Here is a 17,980-nt window from a genome sequence, read left to right as displayed (position 1 = left end):
AGAAACGTCTTTCGAGCCATCGTCAAAAACCTTCCACAGTTCGTCGCGTTGATCTCTCCTGAGTGCTGTAATCCGCTCTGCAGGGAATAACAGGGAGCAGGGAGATGCGCAGTGTAATATTGATAGTTGTCCTTTGGTGTGCGGTCGCTCAGGGACAGTGCCCGGTCTGGACGCCTGCCCGGGGGGAACGGGAGATGACCGCTCTGGCGCAACAATTGAATGACTGGGATCGGGCTTATTATCGACAGGGTATCAGCATGATTGGGGATGATCGTTATGATGCCCTGGCGAAGAAATATCAAGCCTGGCAGCGCTGTTTCCAGCCTCAGAGTGATACACGACAGCCGGAATGGGGCGCCAACGGCAAGGTGCTTCATCCCGTGGCGCATGTCGGGGTCAAAAAACTGGCTGATAAACAGTCTGTTTCTCGCTGGATGGCAGGACGAACGGCACTCTGGGTCCAGCCGAAAGTGGATGGGGTAGCCGTGACTCTGCATTATCAACGAGGCGAACTGGTTAGCATGATCAGCCGTGGGGATGGGTTGCGCGGTGAGGACTGGACGAAGAAAGCCAGACTTATCCCGGCAATCCCTCAACACATTCCCCTACGGGATGATTCGCTGAGCTTACAGGGTGAACTGTTTTTGCTGATGAACGGTCATCAGCAGGCGGTGGCGGGGGGCGTGAATGCGCGGACAACGGTTGCGGGCGCGATGCGGCGCAAAGGGGCTACCGAGGTTTTGCAAAATCTCGGTATTTTTATCTGGTCCTGGCCTTCAGGACCTGAAACGTTGACACAACAGCTTAGCTTACTGCGGGAAGCCGGTTTGGGACGGGTGTCTGACTGGAGCAAACCGGTTGACAGTGCTGATGATGTTGCGGGCTGGCGTGAGCGTTGGTTCCGTCAGCCGCTGCCTTTTGTAACGGATGGCGTGGTGATCCACAGTATGCCCACAGCCGGGATTTACTGGCAATCCGGAAAGAATACCTGGTCAGCGGCCTGGAAGTATTCCCCACCGACGGTCAGCGCAGAGGTACGCTCCATCAATTTCCCGATAGGTCGAACGGGGAAGATCAGTGTGGTGCTGAATTTGGTTCCGGTGAAGTTGGATGACAAGCGTATTAGTCGGGTGAGCTTTGGGCCGTTAAAGCACTGGCAGGCGATGGATATTGTGCCTGGCGATCAGGTTACCATCAGTCTGGCTGGTCAGGGGATCCCCCGGCTGGATGAGGTGGTATGGCGGGTGGCTGATCGGCGGCACCCCAGAATACCCGATACAGCGAAATTCAATACGCTGAGTTGTCTGACCTATACGCCCGATTGCCGTGAACAGCTACTCTCCCGGCTGGTCTGGTTAAGCAGTCAGACAGTATTGTCTATGCCCGGTATCAGCCGGGCGCGCTGGCAGCAGTTGATGCAGGCTGGGCAGTTGAGTCATCTCTTTTCATGGTTGTCGTTGTCACGTGAGCAGATCAGTGGTGTTGAGGGGATGACAAATGTCCGGGCGGAACAGCTTTATCATCAGTTTTCGCTTAGTCAGCAGCAGCCGTTCAAACGCTGGGTGAAAGCGTTAGGTGTACCTGTTCCGGAAAACGCGCTTAATGCCATGAGCGATGATAACTGGCAAACGCTGCTGGCCAGGAATAGTGATGCCTGGCAGCAGTTGCCCGGTATTGGAAAAAAGCTGGCTGGGCAGATAATCGTTTTCCTGCGGCATCCTCAGGTTCAGGCATTGATCGTTGAGCTACAGCACCACCAACGGGAAAAATCAATGCTCAGCATGCGGGTAATTAAAGACCGGCAGACCCAGCTTAAAGCGCAACGCCAACAGTCGGGCAATAAAACCGAACAGTAGCGTAATAATGATAACCAACTCATGTGAAAGCGGCGTTTTCAGCAGCAAGATATAGAGCCAGCCAGAGGCGAAAGCAATTCCTGCGTACAGTTCCTTCTGGAACACCAGTGGGATGCGGTTGCAAAACATATCGCGTAGGACGCCGCCGAATACGCCGGTAATCACTGCACAGATAGCGGCGATGATTGAGGCATGACCCATATCCAGTGCCACTTCAGCGCCGATTAGTGAGAATACCGCCAGGCCCAGGGCATCCAGTACCAGGAAGGCCTTACGCAGGTGAGGCATGAGCGGAGCCAGTTGGGTCGTTAGCACTGCGGCTGCGGCGACAATGACGATGTAAAATGGATGCTGGACCCAACTGAGAGGGTAGTGACCTAACAGTATATCTCGCACTGAGCCGCCGCCAATAGCGGTGACGGAGGCAATAATAATCACCCCGAACATATCCATTTTACGGCGCCCGGCAGCCAGTGCGCCGGTCATGGCTTCCGCTGTAATTCCGATGATATAGAGAACAGTGAGTAACATAGCCCGCTCCATAGAAACCGGTTGCAAGCCTGAAGGATCGGCTGCAGGTGACGGTTGATATTTTTTCACAGGTCATAATGGGATTAATTTTTCTAACCTGACTTTGTCGATAGATTACGCGAATTACGTCCAGACAGCGATAAAGGTGATAAAAGAGGCAGTCAGCCAGTGTTTGCTTATTATTGAAGTTACGCCGACTGGTGGTATTTCTTCACGGTCTGAGGTGGCAACCCTAAGCAACGGAGAAATGCCCGACGCATGGTTTCCGGGTGTGGGAATCCCACCAGGTGAGCAACGCTGGCGATGCTGTGATGAGTGCTTTCCAATAATGTACGAGCGGCTTCGACACGAAGGCGCTCGACTGCTTTAGCGGGCGATTCACCAGTTTGATGCTTGAAAAGGCGGCTGAATTGACGCGGGCTTAAACAAGCCTGACTGGCCAGGTGTTCCACCGTCAGGGATTCGGTGAGATGCTGGTGAATATAGTCCAGCGCCAGTCTGATGCGATCGGAATCAGGCTCCATCTGCAACATTGGCGAAAACTGCGATTGACCGCCAGGACGACGTTGATAGACGACCAATTCCTGTGCAACGGCTCGCGAGCGTTCCATCCCGAGATCGGCCTCGATCATTGCCAGCGCCAGATCGATTCCGCAACTGATCCCCGCTGAAGTCCAGATGTGTCCGTCACGTAAGAAGATTTTATCGCTCTCAACCCGCACATCCGGATAGCTTTTCTGTAACGCCAGCCCGTGGCGCCAGTGGGTGGTTGCGCGTCGTCCGTTCAGCAGTCCCAGTTCTGCCAGCAGGCAGGCGCCTCTGCAGACACTACCGAGACGTCTAACGTTCTCTGCCTGGGTTTTAAGCGCATGGAGATCGACGGCGCTATCAGACAAGGTATGAATACCATAACCACCACAGATGATCAGTGTATCCAGTGAAACAGCGGACAGAGGAACGGTGGTGATAACGCACCCGGCAGAGCATTTCACCGGACCGCCCTGTAAGGACAGCACACTCAAACTGTAGGGAGAGGTGGTTTGATGAAATCCCGCAATCTGAAAGGCTGCTAGCGGCCCACTGAGATCCAGCAGTTGAAAATCCGGAAAAACGAAAAAACCAATATGCATCATGATGTCCTGAACAGTGGGAATTGTGTCATTTACGACCAGATTAATTGGGTCAGAATGGTAGCGTCTATTCCACAGGAGAACATTATGCCGCAGCCATTTATTATCCTTATCCCCATTTATCAGGGGTTGACTCAGTTGGACTTCACCGGACCGTACCAGTTTTTCTGTGACCTGCCTAATGTGGACATCAAGGTTGCTTCCATTGGTGGTCAGCCCGTGACTGTTGAAGGATTCAGTTTTGCCGATCTTTCTGTTCTGGAAGAGATAACTCACTGTGACCTGTTGTGTGTCCCCGGTGGTAATTGTACTAATGCGATTGAAAATAGTGATTTTATTGCGGCGATTAAGCGTCTGGGGCAGGGGGCAAGGTATATTACTTCAGTGTGTACTGGATCGTTGATCCTCGCAGCTGCGGGATTGTTGAAAGGAAAACGCGCGGCCTGTCATTGGGCATGGCGGGAGAAGCTGGCTCTGTTCGGCGCCACGCCTGATGCGGGCAGGGTGGTTAAGGATGGCAATATCATCACTGGGGGTGGCGTGACAGCAGGAATGGATTTCGCCCTGGTGGTGATTGCCGAAATGGTCGGTGAAGATTCGGCCAGAGCGATTCAACTGAGACTGGAATATTCGCCTGAGCCACCTTTTCATTCAGGTAACCCTGAAACTGCCCCGAAGGCTGTCCGTGACAAGGTGGCGCAAAAACTCAGTCAACAGGTGACAGAAAAGTCACCTGTCCTTGAGTGCGCCGCCCGCCATCTGTCAATTGATTGAAGGAACGGCACTGATCAGGACTAATTTTTCTTTACGAACTCAGATTTCAGTTTCATCGGGCCAAAACCATCGATTTTGCAGTCAATATTGTGATCGCCCTCGACCAGACGAATGCCTTTCACCTTCGTGCCGATTTTCAGCGGCGTTGAGCTGCCTTTCACTTTCAAATCTTTAATAACTGTCACGCTATCGCCATCGGCCAACAGATTGCCGTTGGCGTCCTTCACTATCAGAACGCCCTCATCTGCGGCTTCAGTGCCCTCAGACCAGACGTGCCCGCATTCAGGACAGTTAAAGAGCGCGTCATCCTGCCAGGTATATTCAGACTGGCATTTAGGACAAGGAGGGAGAGTTTGCATAATTAAGCCTCAGATTAATCCATAAAAACAGAGAGTATTTTAGCCTGGTAGCGCCTATAAACCTACCGTAAAGCCGTTTGAGGTTAGGGCCAGAAGTGAATTTTCTGTGAAACAATTGACAGTAACCAATATTGTTCATTATAAGGAACAGAGGTGAGCGATATATAGAACGCTTGCCAACTTCGGGAGAATGCGTTGTGGAAAATCCTATGGTACTGTCGAATGAGATACGTCAGTCCGTATCATTGAGTCTTGCCAGGGTACGAAAATCACGGGGACTTTCGCTGTCAGGATTGGCAGAAGCCAGTGGCATCGGGAAAGCGACTTTGTCTGGCATTGAGGCTGGACGCGGCAATCCAACCATTGAAACGGTCTGGCGGCTGGCGCATGCTCTTGGGGTTCCGTTTGGTGAACTAATTTCTCAGGAGCAGGACCAGTTAGTAGAATCCAGCTCCACAGGTGTCAGCGTTCGACTGATCAATAAACAGTCTTCTCCTTTCGTCATTGAAACCTATGTCATGGATATGGCCCCTCATACCAAACGTACGGCTGAAGCTCATATGCCGGGGGTGGAAGAGAATGTGGTTGTACTGAAGGGACGGGCCCTTACCGGGTCTCAGGCCGAACCCGTTTTCCTGACCGCAGGTAAAAGCTGCAGTTTTGCCGCTGATATTCCTCATCTTTATCAGAGTCTGGATGAACAGACCTCTATGATGGTCAGCGTAATCTATCCAACACTGGCCGAAGCGGCGCCCGGCGAACATGATATCCATCGTGAATGGCCCAGGAGCGAGGATGACTGGTCAGGTCTTCAGCAGCAGTTCCGACGTCTGGCGCTGGAAAGTCGCCAGGGAGTCAGCGCTGTGCGACTCAGTTTCACGGACTGTGAGGATCCTCTGGGGGCAGAGCAGCAGCTCCTGCAGAATCTGCAGCCGGAAGCCCCGGGGATGCAGACCTTTTATGTTAATGAACAAGGTCCGAAACTGATTTGTCTGTCACGTGAAGGAAGCCATGCATTGCTGGATGAAGAACCGCTGGATAATTCGCGATTGCAGCAAGCCCTGGAATTGAGCAACCTGGCCGTTTCCCCCTGGCGTCAGTTGGATGAGGCAGATCGTGCAGGGTTACAAACACTGGTCCAGTCGGACAGTATCTGTTTGTCCAGTCTCGCGGCAGAAGTTCTGACTCGCAATGGCTCGCCTTGTGTGCCGCTACGTGCCGCGCCGCGTTATGAAGTGACGCCGGTAGTCCAGCGCGAAAGCGATAATGTGCTGTTTGAGGACCGGATTGATGTGGATGGCTATGCTGCCTGGGAACTGGTACATCCGGCCTATGCGAAACAATCCGTTGCTATTGCTCAGCAGTTACACCACTACCTGGCGCCAGGCGCGACGCGGATTATTGATATCGGTACAGGCCCTGGACTGCCGTTGAAAATGCTACTGGAGCTGTTGCCTGAGCTACAGGTCACTACAGTGGATCCCAGCGAGACGGCTTTTAATCATTTGCAAAAGTTGTTCAGGCACTCACCAAATGTTCATTCCTGCAAGACCAGTATTACCGATCTTCCCGCGCCAGAGAGGCCGTTCGATGCGGCTATCTCCGTTGGGGCATCTCACCATCTGGATACGCTGGCGTTTTTGAGTGCAACCCGCAGGCAGCTTTCCCGCGATGGTATTTTTGTTGTCTCCGATGAAATGATTAGCCCCTTTTCAACCATCAGGCAACGCAAAATTGGCCTGATGCAGCATCATTTGCAATATATCGCCGATACTCTGGTGCCGATATCGTTGACGGACCTCCCACAGGAAGAACATCGGCTGGTGCATATGCTGCGCCAGGATGTACCCCAGGCTTTGTTTGAAGCGCTCTCTGGCGATGAAAGCCGATCCGAATATCGCTGCCGACGTCTGCTGGAGCGTCTTCATGCTCTGACTTTATCGGAGCAGCCTGCCGATCCGCTGCAAGTCTTCTATCGTTTTCATATTCTGGAGCTGGAAGCGTTGGTGGCCGGATTGGACTACGAGGTTGAGCAGAAAACGTCGCCAGATTGTTTCAGTGATTTGGCCCGTGCCGCCGGATTTTCCGTTCAGCACCATTGTCGTTTATATGCCACCTGTGGACGAACTGACAGGGATGCGGGTACGCATTTGTTTGTATTACAAGCGTTGTGAGTCAGATGGGAAAAACGGTTAAACAGGCGTTTCTGGCCTCCTTACCCATTGTTACGGGTTACCTGCCTATCGCCTTCGCGTTTGGCATGGCGGGTGTGGTGAATGGGTTGCCGGGATCTTTAGTGGTTGCGATGTCGGCTTTTATTTTTGCCGGAGGGAGCCAGTTTGTATTACTGGCTGCGATACATGCCGGGACGGCCTGGTATCTGGTGGTGGGGCTGTGCGCGCTAATGGATATTCGCCACCTACTATATGGTGCGGTGATGGTGCGTCAGTTACCGGCTGGTTTACGCAAGCAACTGCTGGCGGCTTTCACACTGACAGATGAGGTTTTTGCCACCGCGTTGATCAGAATGCCGGAGGTGATAATGGCCTCCCGCAGCAACTGGTTAGGTTGGTTGGGTATATTCAGCTATATCTCGTGGGTTGTCGGCACGATCTTAGGTGCTGTGGCTGGAATGCAGCTCAGTAAAGCCGTGCCTCTGCTGGCGGATGCTATGCCATTTGCTCTTCCTGCCTTGTTTGTGGTGTTGGTACAGGAGAGTTTCAGGCCGGAGCACCGTATGCCTGTCATCGTGTCGGTGGTGGTGGCTGGTGTGTTGTATGTGCAGGGATTAACGGCATTAGCACTGATCGTCGGAGCGTTTTGTGGTTGTTGCGCGGTATTCGTAAAGGGGAAGTTGAATGACTATGCCCTATGACCAGGCGTGGCTGGCGGTTATTGCTATGGGAGTCGTGACCTGGTTGTTACGCTCACTCCCTTTTATGTTTAATAAATGGACTCGGACAGAGGACAAGACGGAGCAGGGATCTCCGGTTTTCTCAGCGCTGGGGCCATCCTTGCTGTCTGCCATTATGATCGTCACGTTGATCCCAGGCATTCAGCAGGCTATGGCTGCCGGTCATGGCAGGGCGCTGTGTTACTGCACAGGGATTTTAATAACGTCGTGCGCGTTACGTATTACCCGAAATCCTGGCGTTGCCGTGATTGTCGGTGTGGTGAGTTATGCCGCTGGTTTGTGGTTCTTTGCCACATAACTGCGGTCGGTGAAGTTTGCTGATTAACGTAAACCTGGGGAGCGAACAGAATGAACCAAAGCCAACAGATGTCCCATAGTGAGCCTGGCGCAACTTGCTTCAGTGAGGCCAGTAGTATGTTGTGCAGAGGAGACTACAGCCGTATCCGGCTTGACTGGGAGGTGACCACCGATGAGTTTTTTAATCTGGTGTGGGGGTGCGGAGATGTTCAGACTAAGGTTGTCAGGGAACGAGATCGCTTTTATGTGGTAACCGGTCGCCGACAGTGACCCTACCTTACAGCGAAACAAGCCCGCATAGTGCGGGCTTCAGACTGTTGATAAAGCCCTGTCCGTAAGACCGGGACTTTGATCTGATCTTGGTTGCTGGATTAACTGATTTACCTTTTATGGCATTGACGGTCTGAAATCGCTTCCTCCCGGACGCGGACGTCGCTGGCCTGTTGAGCAAATCTGATTTTATCCATGACGGCTCAACAAGATGGACATGGACTGCTATCGAATTTCTGTATTACTCAAAGGAGCTCAACCATCAGTTGGCGTGTATTTCGAAGCGCCTTGATATCCTGTTGTTCCGTGGTTTTAACCGAAACAAAGTGAATACCAGGGCGGAATGCAGTTTCACAAATTGTCAGCGCATCATTGGCATCATTCTTCTGGCTGCGGACAAAAGCTTTCACGTGTTGTGCCGGATAAGTCTGACGGAATAACCCATAGCGGCGAAGGTTCGCCCCCAGAAATGAGAAGTAGCACAGGCCTCCATCGCAATAAGTGTATAGGGTTCGAACTGTCGGATGGTATCCAGCAATTTGGAACGTGAGATTTTTTTATTCCATGACGGATCCATCAACATTCCAGATGCATACCTGAAATACAGATTTGGCGATATCGATACCAACAACTCTGATCGTGTTCATGTGATGTTACTCCCGGATTAATGCAGTCAGTAAAAGTATGGCACTGACTACCTTAGGAGGGGCGTCCATCACATCACTACACGTCAATGGGGCGGAGTTTCACGTCCTCTACCTTCATGTGACCGATAGACGGATTTATGTCCTTGTCGATGCGGCGGCGCAGAATATCGAGATGCTTCCAGCGCCCTGAAATTTGGCGCTCAAAGTGTTCGGCGGCAAGTGCTGGTACTCGAAGCGCGTGCTTTTCCTGCTCCATGTTCTCCAGAGCTTCGGCTAACGATAACTCGGCATAGGAACCGATCATCATTACTCGTGACTTTCCAGCAAATTTATACCTGAAGCGTCAGACCGGCATCTGATAGTTTTTCCGGTAGGAGAGATAAAGTCCGTTGCCGTCTGAGCGCCCTTCAAATCGCTCTCCTGCCTTTATCCATGCCCGGATCTGCTTGGCATCGTGAAGTCCTGAGTATTGAATGTTGTGGTGTACCCAATCACCTTTGCCTTAATCGTAATGGGTACACCTTTGGGGACACGATAATCATGCGCTTTGTTGCTTCTTAATGAATGATAGTTGTTGAGCACAAAAAAAGCCCGACTAAATGCGGGCTGCGTAGGTTTTTGATAGTGGGTGAATCTTATTGATTATTCACTCGATTGAATCTGCTCATTGAGTAAATGCGTTAAATCCTTTTATTTACTGGTTTGTTGATAATGCGTTTTTCGTTTGGGTACACCCTTGGGTACAACGAAAAACGAAGTGCTCAAAAATTATACTGGCTGAATGGTAAGGAACCGGGTGGGGGATAATTCAATCATCGACGGTCTACGTTTTGCTATGTGTTTTATGCACCTCAACATTTCTCAACATTTTGATACGGCAAAACGCGATCACGAATGGGGGTTTACGGTTCTCTATTTGGATGCCTTATGCAGGTCTACACACCACTAAAACTAAAAACTCTATTATACATGTAGGCTCGAAAACGCTGTTTCAGTTGTTTCGCTGTCTCGGTACCCCTCTAAGCCTTGGTACGCCTGGTTCTCATCAAAACATATAGCTGAAACGCAATTTGATTAAGCTGTTTCACAGAGAAATATTCTATTTTTTTGACAGGGTAATAGGCGTGATATGTTGTAAAAAATCACATGTTTCATAAAAAAGCCTGCAAATCGTGAGAAGTGCAGGCGTTAAGGTTAAATTTTGTCCGTTTCTGGCTGGGTTTCTGCTTCCTCTTCATCTACAATCGGAACCAGCATTAGCGCATAAGTTCGGTACTGGTGGCCGTTAATTCGGGGCGTTAAGGATTGGAAAGAGCGCTTATCCTTTTTCCATAAAACACCTTCCTCATGCATTATTTTTACAGCGTTTAGCGGTTCTTTACCCGGTATTACCTCTGTTTTGAGTATGCTGGGCAGGACGTAATAGACGTTTCGACCATCCGGCGAACTATTTGGCACCAGCCATCCAGCACGTCTATTTTTGTCTGTCGTCCACGGATAAGCGTCCGATTCACAGGCCAAATCAAAACGGTTTTCGTTCACCAGCAGGAAGTTTTCTACCATCTCTACCAGTTGAACCCGTTCACGATTTGCGGTGCCGTAAATGCCTAACCAGTTTTTAAATGTATGCTCTACCGCTGCCTGGCAATCTGTAGCCGCCCACCCTGTCAACTGAAGGGATAGCATAAGCGCCGCTTCCAGAATGGCGAAACAATCCGCAACGCGCCCGGCCTGTTCGCTTGCCTGTGCAGGAATTAGCGCTTTCCACCGTTGTTTTGCCGCCGCTACAGCCTCCTGTACCATTTTTGGACTTTCAGCCAACATACTTACCCATTTACGACCTGCTGTCCCGTAGTGACTCTGGTAGGCTGTTTTCAGTGCGTCAGCGTGTGCCTTACCATCGGGCAGGGTGTGGTAGCTGGTGGCTCTTGTCAGCGGAATATTCAGCAGGCGTACCAGTTGCCCGGCGTTGACACTGCCACCGTCCTCACGGATAAAACTCTCTAAGTCCGTTTCGCCAGTGCTGAGGACTACAGTGGTGAAACGTAATATATCCCGGTTACCGCCATCCCTGCGCCCCTGTAACTTACCTACGCCGTTAAACAGCGCATACGCCGACTCTGCTACATCACGGCGGCGGGTACTCTGGCTGATTTCATCCAGTGACATAAACCCGTCATTGTGCGCCGCTGCCTCGTTGACCATGCCTAACGCTGTTCCGTACCAGGTGAGTTTTGTTTTATCCGGCGATCCGTAAAGACTGGCGGCGGCGTTGGCCGTAGTCGTCTTACCTGCGCTGGATTGCTCATAAAAGTGAATGCCGAAACCGTCAGCACCCACCAGCGTCAGCATGGGAGCGGCGAACGCTGCCGCGATTGCTGTTACCATTGATGGATTACCGGCTATCAGCCGTGCTACGTTATCGCGCCAGCTTTCCGGGGTGCCTTTCACTGTGTAGCCCTGTGCTGTTGCGGAGTGACCGCAAAAAATAACGGGCTGGGATGGTGCGCCGATGATCTCGCTATCGGGCATGATGTACGCGCCATACTGCCAGCCTGTGGTTTTTGCCACATTCCAGCGGGTCGAATTGCCGTGCAGTTGCAGATAATCCCCCAGCACTGCCCGGATACTGGTTTTTGTCGTCACGTTTAGCCCACCAGCTTTCATTCGCCGCCAGCCATCGCGTTCGCCAATGTCACAGAGCGGGAGCGCTTCTGTCACTTTGCGCCCGTTACACGTCCACGAAAGGATCAGGTATTCTTCGGATCTATCTGTACCACGTCCGATTACATCAAGGGGAGAACACATCCACACGGCGGGTTCTTCGATCTCTCCGGTCTGCTTGTTAACTTTTGGCGTGATATGGTAAAGGCCGTTGGTTCTGGCCTCTATCCGTGGTTGCAGACGGGCAGCAGCGCGTTTGGTCGCTTCATTCTCCCAGCCCATAGCCTGCGAATCTGCAAAAATACCTCTGTAGCTGGAACGATCAGCAGTGAAACTCTCCCATTTTTCTTCGGTGTAATCTTCCCTGTATGCCGGAGAACGGGCGCTATATTCCAGCCATAACGCTTTTGCATCGTCCTCGTATTCAGTGCTTTTCAGCGAGGCTAGGCGAATACCGTTAGCTACCCATGTTTCGTAATCGTCGCTTGGGTTCTGCCATTTGGGAAAACTGAGCGCACTACGCAAATCGCATACAGTGAACTCGTCCGGCATCGCCGGGAATGGATCGGAATCGACCGCTACGGCCTCCTGAGCGTTTTTCTTCCCTTTGTTGGTGCTGGTGGGCTTTTTAGCTTCCGGCGTTGTTACGGGCAGGAGGAGCGTGTCAACGTTGATTACCTCACCATCAAACGTGGATACTTCGGCCTTTATGTCAGGGCAATAGTGATAACTTTGTGCACTGTACACACTGCGATCAAAAACAATGTAATCGCCGCCGCGTACCCATCGGGATGTATCGCCGTCAATGCTGGCAACCGTAAAGCCAGCTTTCTGCATCAGTAACGTTTCTACAGCCTCGCCAGTTGTCCGGCGTTCTTCCGGTTCCACCAGTCGGGAAAACTCCGGCACGATGCGCAGGCGTGGCTTTTCTGCGGTATGGCTTGCTGTTTGGTACACCAGCATGGAATAGTGTTTTAACACAGATATCAGCATCTGGATTGCACCGGGGGTGCTGTCGTCAATATCAGCTCCGCCAAACGCACACGCCGCCATATTTGACACAATACGCCGCTGCCCGGCTTCTTTTGTCGGTGGCGAGAACCACCATAGTTTTTCTTTCTCTTTCCGGCGCTCTGCTTTTGTCATTTCTGGTGTGATGGAAATATCTACACGGTGCGCTAAGATGGCGTTGCAAAGGCCAGAAAAGACGTTAGCAGTAAACCGGGCAGGGGTGCGTTTTTGCCCCTGCTCCATCAGGTAATTAAATCCACTCATTTTTTGCCCCTCCAGATCGCGCAGTCTTTTTGCATCAATACCGTTTTTTTTCCGCAACATGCGCCGGGTACGTCTGTTAGCGGCATATTCGCCATCAGGCATGTTGACCATCGCCGGATGATTTTCATAAACCTGAGCTTCCTCAAGTGGTACGCCCAACTGCTTTTCGATTCGTCTGAGTCTGGAAGACGTTGAGCCGTTCCCTTTGTATTTGCTTGTGAAAAAACGTTAAATAAAGTCTCTGATAATTGATTATTACCAGCAGCCGGGCAGGGGGTAGACACGGTAGCGTTAAGCATGCTCTGCCCCCTCTTTGCGCTTTTCGTTCCACTGGCGCACGTCAGCAGCATCAAAGACTGTTACGCCGTCCGTAAGCTTTCGTGGTTTGGGGAAGTCTGGGTTAAGTTTGGCGTAGCGCCATAGTGTGCTGATATGCACAGCCAGGTAACGCGCAACGCTTTTAGGACGTGCGTTCCCGTTGGTGGGAAAGGTGAATTCTTGCGAGTTCATGCGATTACTTCCTATTGATTGCTATGGAGTAATCGCAGGTTATTGAATGGCGTTCTGGAATATTCTAATGCGTCGGAATATCAGGAATATTCCAGTAAGGGTGGTTACTCGTTATCAGATCCGCTTTCCACGTCTGTTTTCTCGATGGAGGGTAAAACCTCGATAAGAATATCTTTCAGGTGTCCGGCCAACGCTTTCCCGCCCGGCGCTTTTATCTCTTTATCGGCAAAATCTTTCCGTATCTCGCTGGTGGGATCCTCAAGGTATTTACGCAGGTTCTCGGCAACATCGGCCCCGTAATGGATATGAATAAAAGCCTTTAGTGCTGTCGCCAGATAGTTGATGGTTTTCGCTGATACCGGCTTATACTCTGCAGAAGGATCACCGCTGTTAGGCTGTGTCAGAAAGCGAAAAACTTTCTCCAGTTCCTTACCGGGAATAGAAAGACCGTCTAAACCATAGGTGAGAGAAAGTACCGCGCTCAATCGCTGGCCGTGGTCATCGTAAACGGAATAATCAGGAGATATCGAAACGTACAGTTTGCGCTCCGTATAGCTATCTGTGGAGCCATACTCTTTGACGTAAAGCATCGCATAATCATTTGGGGGAAAGTCGTAATCTACCGATTCCCAAAAAACATGAAAACTTGTCGGGGTTACCGAAAGCAAAACCTGTCTGCCCGTACCGGGTGCTGGTACGTTTTCGCAGGCGATATAATCAGGCAGATAAAAACACAGCTCAATATAGGCTTCTTTCCAGAGCGTCAGCAAATCCTCGCTGGTGCAACTTGCCCCGTGCGCGCATAACATCTGTGCTGCTCTGTCCAGAGAATAGCTGGGTAATGGGGATAAAAAATTACTCATCTGCTACATTCGCCTTTTACGCAATCGCCTTACCGAAAGGAAGGGGAGGCAGGTGGCAATACGTGGCCCCTTTTCTCCCCGTCGAAATAGCCTCTCTGGCATTTTGCTACGCCTGCATGGTTGGAGCAAGCAGGGAAAGGTGGAAGGTTTTGTTGCTGTCTCTACGCGAGGGAAGCAGACTTAGTAAAGTGTTTTGACGAGTAATGTCAGCTATCAATTTTTATCTTACCTGGTAATAGCGCAGTACTCAGGTAAAAAGCTGGGCATCTGTGAAATAGTGGCCGCATCGGGCTACGTCCCTTCCAGGCAGGTCGCATCCTGACGCTGTACTGACTGGCTCAACCTGAAACGGGTGATTTGGTTTAAACTGGTATTCCTGTATTATGCGCTGGTTTTATACCCATTTCATTCATGAGGGATTATGGCGAAGGGATTTTTTCTGTATCACCTGGACAAAACTACCTGTGGTGGACGCATTCTTGCTGGCGCATCCGATGATACCTACGAAATCGGCGGCATCGAGCGGCAAAAGGTCAGGGCAGGCGATCCGGTGACCTGCGGTAAGCATGAAGGGCGGTTCCGTGTCTGTGGTGGCATGGGTGACACTTACGAGGTCGGTGGAGAGCTGAAAGAGTGGGCGGGTTCGCTGGACAGCTACAGCTCCTGCCCGTGTCGCGCCCGGTTCATTCCCGTAGTCGAGACGGACACGTACGAAAGTACCTGTAATGCCGGCAGGGTGGCAGAGCGGGAGGAGACTGCCCGCAAGAAGAAACTGGCTGACGCGAAAGAGAAAGGGCTTGAACCCATGCCCATTCCAGCCCTGATTTATCAGACAAAGAACCGGATGGATGACTATCAGGCCAAGGACATGCATCACGGCGATCTGGATATCCTGACGCTCAGGAACCGTTTCCGTATCGATGTTGATAATGTCTCAACAAAGGTTAATCCGTACACCCTAACAGCAAAGGAGCCGCTTAACCCTTATCCATTTTTGTCCCCTTATGAGCGGGCCATGCTGCCGGATGAACCTGTCAGGAGGGTGAGTAAGCAGGAAAGCGCAGGGCTGATGTTTGATGAGTTCCGGGAGCTGGCGAAGCTGTACTCCTTCCTCGGCCCGTATAAAAACATCATCACCGAGATGATTGACCACATGCAGGAGAACACTGGTACGCCATACAGCAGCCCGCTTCTGGACAGGGCGCTGAAAGAGCAGATCCTGAATGACCGTTCAGAACAAAGCTCGTTGTTGCGGATTAAAACCGTTTTGGATAAGTCTATTAACTATGATTATGGCTTCATTCCTTTGAATAAAAAGAGTGAATTGTTCGACGAGAAGGGGAACTTTAAGGACTTAAACCGGACTGTTCTCCCCAAGTTTGACAGCCTGGTTGATCGTACTAACGGGCTGGTGATTACCGTCCATGATACCTGGTCGACGCATATCACGCTGGCGTCGCTGGAGGTGAACAGCGACAGCTACCGGGCGAAGGTGCATTACCGTATTCAGGATCACTTTGGCCTCGATGATGATGATGTACTTAACCCGCTATACCGGGAATTTCGTATCTTTCGGCTGTGGTTCACGCTTCAGCGCTGGGATGAATACGGCTACAGACCGTTTATCACCGAGATGAATGCCACTGTAGAAATCAGCGGGAGGCGGGGTGAGTAAGCGACTGATTGCGGGTGTTGTGGCGGCTGCGATCGGTGGTTATCTGCTCTGGCAGTACCTGACGCCGGTTGAGATTGTAGCCGTTCACGATGGAAATACGATTTTGGTTAAGCATTTCCCTTACCTGAAAAGCCGTCAGATAGCCTGGTGGGAAGCCAATAAGGACATGATCCAGGCTAAATATGGGATTCCTCATAAATACACTGATGGCAGTTATGGCGTTGTAATTATGGACTTTGGTGAGGGATATCGTATCGACAGAGGAACGGATGAAGATTCGGATCTGCTGTGCTTTGATAAAATGCCCGTAGAGGCTCAATGTATCGAAAAGCATCCCCGTCTATGGATCGACTGGAGCCCAAATACAGGGCTGCTTTATCGTTAATCGTATCCACTTCAAAAAGGATCTTCTTGAGATCCTTTTTCTCTGCGCGTAATCTCTTGCCCTGTAAACGAAAAAACCACCCTGGCAGGTGGCTTTTTCGAAGGTTAGTTAATCCTGGCAGATCATCTAACCGTGGTAACAGTCTTGTGCGAGACATGTCACCAAATCTGTCCTTTCAGTGTAGCCGCAGTTATGGCACCACTTCAAGAACTCTTGATACATCTCTCGCACATCCTGCTTACCAATGGCTACCGCCACTGGCGATTTGTCGTGTCTTTCCGGGGTGGACTCAAGTTGATAGTTACCGGAATAGGGGTTTGAGGTCCAACCGTACGAAAACGTACTATAAGGGCTTCCCCGGCGTGTCAACGTCGGTTTTTATGGTTTCTGTCAGCTCATCAGTAAAAATAAAGGGGAGAGACTGCGGTACTATAAACGGCCATGATGAATCGTCATCGATTCGGACCCTGATGAAAGACGCTCGTGAGATTCTTGTTCGCTAAGCGGATACGTATATCCTGTACGTTTTGCAGATAATCCTCACGGGGTCTAACCCTTTATCATCAACGAGTTGCAGGTCATATGGTTATACAGATTTGTGCTTCAGTCAGCTGAGTACAGGCTGAAATCATCACCATAGTGTAGCGATGCCCAGCACAGTCTTGCATTTTTGGCGGCGATAGCCACAACCGCACGCCAGTATCCTCTTCGCTCGACCAGCGAGCAGGCCCAGCGACTGAATGAGTCGCTCTTTTTCTCTGCACCAATCAGTGCTGAACGGGCTCCCTGTACCAGAAGCGTTCGCAGATACGAATCACCGGCTTTTGTGATCCTGCCGAGTTTCGACTTTCCACCGCTGCTGTATTGTGATGGCGTCAGTCCCAGCCAGGCAGCCAGTTGACGTCCATTCTTAAAATCATGTGCATTACCGATACTGGCGACCAGCGCACAGGCCGTTGTGGGGCCAACTCCTTTCAGCTCCATCAACCGCTGACTGCGGTGATCTGTTTTGGCCATGCGGGACAAAATTCGGTCATATTCAGCAATCTTAGCTTCAATGTGATCAACGTGTTCCAGCAAATCATCAACACATTGCTGAACCTGAAGCGGTAAAGAATCCTTTTGCGCTGAAACCATGTGGCGCAGGCCGTCAGTACTTTGTGGCGCGATGACGCCGAATTCAGATATCAACCCTCGCAGGCGATTATACGTTGTTGTTTTCTCTTCGATAAATCCCTGACGAGTGCGGTGCAGGCACTGCATCGCCTGCTGGCCTTCATCTTTTACTGGCACGAATCGCATATGCGGGCGACGAACTGCTTCGCAGATGGCCTGAGCATCAGCGGCATCATTTTTCCCTGATTTACCTGCCATGCGGTAAGGGGATACGAACTTTGCTGCCATCAGACGCGGCTCATGGCCATATTGCCGAAACATTCTTGCCCAGTAATGAGCGCCCGAACATGTCTCCATCCCGATAACACAGGGTGGCAAGCCAGCAATCAGCTCGGGTAGTGCTGCACGCGATACCCTGGGTTTTACCAGAACAGTTTTTCCATTCTGGTCAACGCAGTGAACAGCGAACACATTTTTAGCAAGATCGATATCGACAGTAGTGATGGTCATAACGAATCCCTCCGGGGCTGTGTTTACCCCATGATTGCACAAGAGTTAATCAGGCGCATGATCAGGGGAAGACCCTTCCATTCGGTAAGAGATAAACATCTGTCTGAAAAATCGATTTGTAGGCAATAGTGTCCGATAAATACTATTTTTCGATTAAAAATACGCCGTTTTGCGGGCTTTTATCTGTATCTATTATGTTATTAC

At 51.0% G+C, this 17,980-nt stretch carries 15 protein-coding genes and 3 pseudogenes; 9 read left to right on the top strand and 9 right to left on the bottom strand.

The features are described from left to right. Positions 1–104: 104 nt before the first annotated feature. Entirely contained in the window at positions 105–1,856 is a 1,752-nt protein-coding gene (ligB, locus tag EH228_RS10630) for an NAD-dependent DNA ligase LigB (RefSeq protein ID WP_152321644.1), read from the top strand. Here ligB and EH228_RS10625 read toward each other — a convergent pair. Both EH228_RS10625 and EH228_RS10620 read right to left on the bottom strand, forming a co-directional pair. Further along, positions 1,770–2,387: a trimeric intracellular cation channel family protein gene (locus EH228_RS10625; RefSeq protein ID WP_152321643.1), complete on the bottom strand. Its 618-nt coding sequence runs from the start codon at positions 2,385–2,387 to the stop codon at positions 1,770–1,772. The two genes, ligB and EH228_RS10625, sit on opposite strands and share 87 nt — an antisense overlap. A gap of 188 nt (positions 2,388–2,575) precedes the next feature. Then, positions 2,576–3,520: a GlxA family transcriptional regulator gene (locus EH228_RS10620; RefSeq protein WP_152321642.1), complete on the bottom strand. Its 945-nt coding sequence runs from the start codon at positions 3,518–3,520 to the stop codon at positions 2,576–2,578. An 84-nt stretch (positions 3,521–3,604) separates the two neighbouring features. On the opposite strand from EH228_RS10620, the gene EH228_RS10615 reads away from it, so the two are divergent. Next, a complete protein-coding gene (locus EH228_RS10615) occupies positions 3,605–4,291 on the top strand; it encodes a DJ-1/PfpI family protein (RefSeq protein ID WP_152321641.1) in 687 nt (228 codons plus the stop codon). Between the two features lie 20 nt (positions 4,292–4,311). Here the strand turns inward: EH228_RS10615 and EH228_RS10610 are convergent, their stop codons facing one another. Beyond that, positions 4,312–4,650 carry a zinc ribbon domain-containing protein YjdM gene (locus EH228_RS10610; protein ID WP_152321640.1) on the bottom strand — a complete coding sequence of 113 codons (339 nt, stop codon included), beginning with the start codon at positions 4,648–4,650 and terminating at the stop codon, positions 4,312–4,314. A 197-nt stretch (positions 4,651–4,847) separates the two neighbouring features. On the opposite strand from EH228_RS10610, the gene EH228_RS10605 reads away from it, so the two are divergent. From EH228_RS10605 to EH228_RS20525, 5 genes and pseudogenes are all read left to right on the top strand, one after another. Beyond that, on the top strand, positions 4,848–6,824 hold the full coding sequence (locus tag EH228_RS10605; RefSeq protein WP_152321639.1) for a helix-turn-helix domain-containing protein: 1,977 nt from the start codon (positions 4,848–4,850) through the stop codon (positions 6,822–6,824). 5 nt (positions 6,825–6,829) lie between these two features. Beyond that, the gene (locus tag EH228_RS10600; protein WP_152321638.1) at positions 6,830–7,525 is read left to right on the top strand and encodes an AzlC family ABC transporter permease; all 696 of its coding nucleotides are present in this window, start codon (positions 6,830–6,832) and stop codon (positions 7,523–7,525) included. After that, positions 7,509–7,862, top strand: coding sequence for an AzlD domain-containing protein (locus EH228_RS10595; protein ID WP_152321637.1), 354 nt, complete (start codon positions 7,509–7,511; stop codon positions 7,860–7,862). Before EH228_RS10600 ends, EH228_RS10595 begins: the two co-directional genes overlap by 17 nt. A 50-nt stretch (positions 7,863–7,912) precedes the next feature. Then, complete coding sequence (locus EH228_RS10590) at positions 7,913–8,131, top strand: hypothetical protein (RefSeq protein WP_152321636.1); 219 nt, start codon at positions 7,913–7,915, stop codon at positions 8,129–8,131. An 82-nt stretch (positions 8,132–8,213) separates the two neighbouring features. Beyond that, a pseudogene (locus tag EH228_RS20525) lies at positions 8,214–8,315 on the top strand (IS630 family transposase); the annotation flags it as partial. 70 nt (positions 8,316–8,385) lie between these two features. Here the strand turns inward: EH228_RS20525 and EH228_RS10580 are convergent. The 5 genes and pseudogenes from EH228_RS10580 to EH228_RS10560 form a co-directional block, all read right to left on the bottom strand. After that, a pseudogene (locus EH228_RS10580) lies at positions 8,386–8,778 on the bottom strand (IS110 family transposase); the annotation flags it as partial. Between the two features lie 82 nt (positions 8,779–8,860). Then, positions 8,861–9,253: pseudogene (locus tag EH228_RS10575) on the bottom strand (Arm DNA-binding domain-containing protein); the annotation flags it as partial. 719 nt (positions 9,254–9,972) lie between these two features. Beyond that, positions 9,973–12,876 (bottom strand): DUF927 domain-containing protein, encoded by a 2,904-nt coding sequence (locus tag EH228_RS10570; RefSeq protein WP_152321635.1) that lies wholly within the window; start codon positions 12,874–12,876, stop codon positions 9,973–9,975. Positions 12,877–13,008: 132 nt separating this feature from the next. Then, positions 13,009–13,227 (bottom strand): helix-turn-helix transcriptional regulator, encoded by a 219-nt coding sequence (locus tag EH228_RS10565; protein ID WP_152321634.1) that lies wholly within the window; start codon positions 13,225–13,227, stop codon positions 13,009–13,011. A 104-nt stretch (positions 13,228–13,331) separates the two neighbouring features. Further along, complete coding sequence (locus EH228_RS10560) at positions 13,332–14,090, bottom strand: hypothetical protein (RefSeq protein ID WP_152321633.1); 759 nt, start codon at positions 14,088–14,090, stop codon at positions 13,332–13,334. A gap of 421 nt (positions 14,091–14,511) precedes the next feature. On the opposite strand from EH228_RS10560, the gene EH228_RS10555 reads away from it, so the two are divergent. Next, positions 14,512–15,765, top strand: coding sequence for a PAAR domain-containing protein (locus EH228_RS10555; protein WP_240116273.1), 1,254 nt, complete (start codon positions 14,512–14,514; stop codon positions 15,763–15,765). Continuing rightward, positions 15,758–16,150, top strand: a complete 393-nt coding sequence (locus EH228_RS10550; protein ID WP_152321631.1) for a DUF943 family protein — start codon at positions 15,758–15,760, stop codon at positions 16,148–16,150. The genes EH228_RS10555 and EH228_RS10550 overlap by 8 nt, the downstream gene beginning before the upstream one ends. Before the next feature lie 603 nt (positions 16,151–16,753). On the opposite strand, the gene EH228_RS10540 is transcribed toward EH228_RS10550, so the two are convergent. Continuing rightward, a complete protein-coding gene (locus EH228_RS10540) occupies positions 16,754–17,776 on the bottom strand; it encodes an IS110 family RNA-guided transposase (protein WP_152321629.1) in 1,023 nt (340 codons plus the stop codon). Positions 17,777–17,980: the final 204 nt, after the last annotated feature.

The sequence above is a fragment of the Erwinia endophytica genome, from assembly GCF_009295515.1.
GTDB lineage: Bacteria > Pseudomonadota > Gammaproteobacteria > Enterobacterales > Enterobacteriaceae > Erwinia > Erwinia endophytica.
The sequence above is the reverse complement of the archived record's forward strand: the minus strand, read 5'-3'. Positions and strand labels throughout refer to the sequence as shown.

Bases quoted from the DNA above. Each gene is read 5' to 3' on its own strand.
- ligB (WP_152321644.1), top strand. From the start codon at position 105: ATGCGCAGTGTAATATTGATAGTTGTCCTTTGGTGTGCGGTCGCTCAG.
- EH228_RS10625 (WP_152321643.1), bottom strand. From the start codon at position 2,387: ATGTTACTCACTGTTCTCTATATCATCGGAATTACAGCGGAAGCCATG.
- EH228_RS10620 (WP_152321642.1), bottom strand. From the start codon at position 3,520: ATGATGCATATTGGTTTTTTCGTTTTTCCGGATTTTCAACTGCTGGAT.
- EH228_RS10615 (WP_152321641.1), top strand. From the start codon at position 3,605: ATGCCGCAGCCATTTATTATCCTTATCCCCATTTATCAGGGGTTGACT.
- EH228_RS10610 (WP_152321640.1), bottom strand. From the start codon at position 4,650: ATGCAAACTCTCCCTCCTTGTCCTAAATGCCAGTCTGAATATACCTGG.
- EH228_RS10600 (WP_152321638.1), top strand. From the start codon at position 6,830: ATGGGAAAAACGGTTAAACAGGCGTTTCTGGCCTCCTTACCCATTGTT.
- EH228_RS10595 (WP_152321637.1), top strand. From the start codon at position 7,509: ATGACTATGCCCTATGACCAGGCGTGGCTGGCGGTTATTGCTATGGGA.
- EH228_RS10590 (WP_152321636.1), top strand. From the start codon at position 7,913: ATGAACCAAAGCCAACAGATGTCCCATAGTGAGCCTGGCGCAACTTGC.
- EH228_RS10565 (WP_152321634.1), bottom strand. From the start codon at position 13,227: ATGAACTCGCAAGAATTCACCTTTCCCACCAACGGGAACGCACGTCCT.
- EH228_RS10560 (WP_152321633.1), bottom strand. From the start codon at position 14,090: ATGAGTAATTTTTTATCCCCATTACCCAGCTATTCTCTGGACAGAGCA.
- EH228_RS10555 (WP_240116273.1), top strand. From the start codon at position 14,512: ATGGCGAAGGGATTTTTTCTGTATCACCTGGACAAAACTACCTGTGGT.
- EH228_RS10540 (WP_152321629.1), bottom strand. From the start codon at position 17,776: ATGACCATCACTACTGTCGATATCGATCTTGCTAAAAATGTGTTCGCT.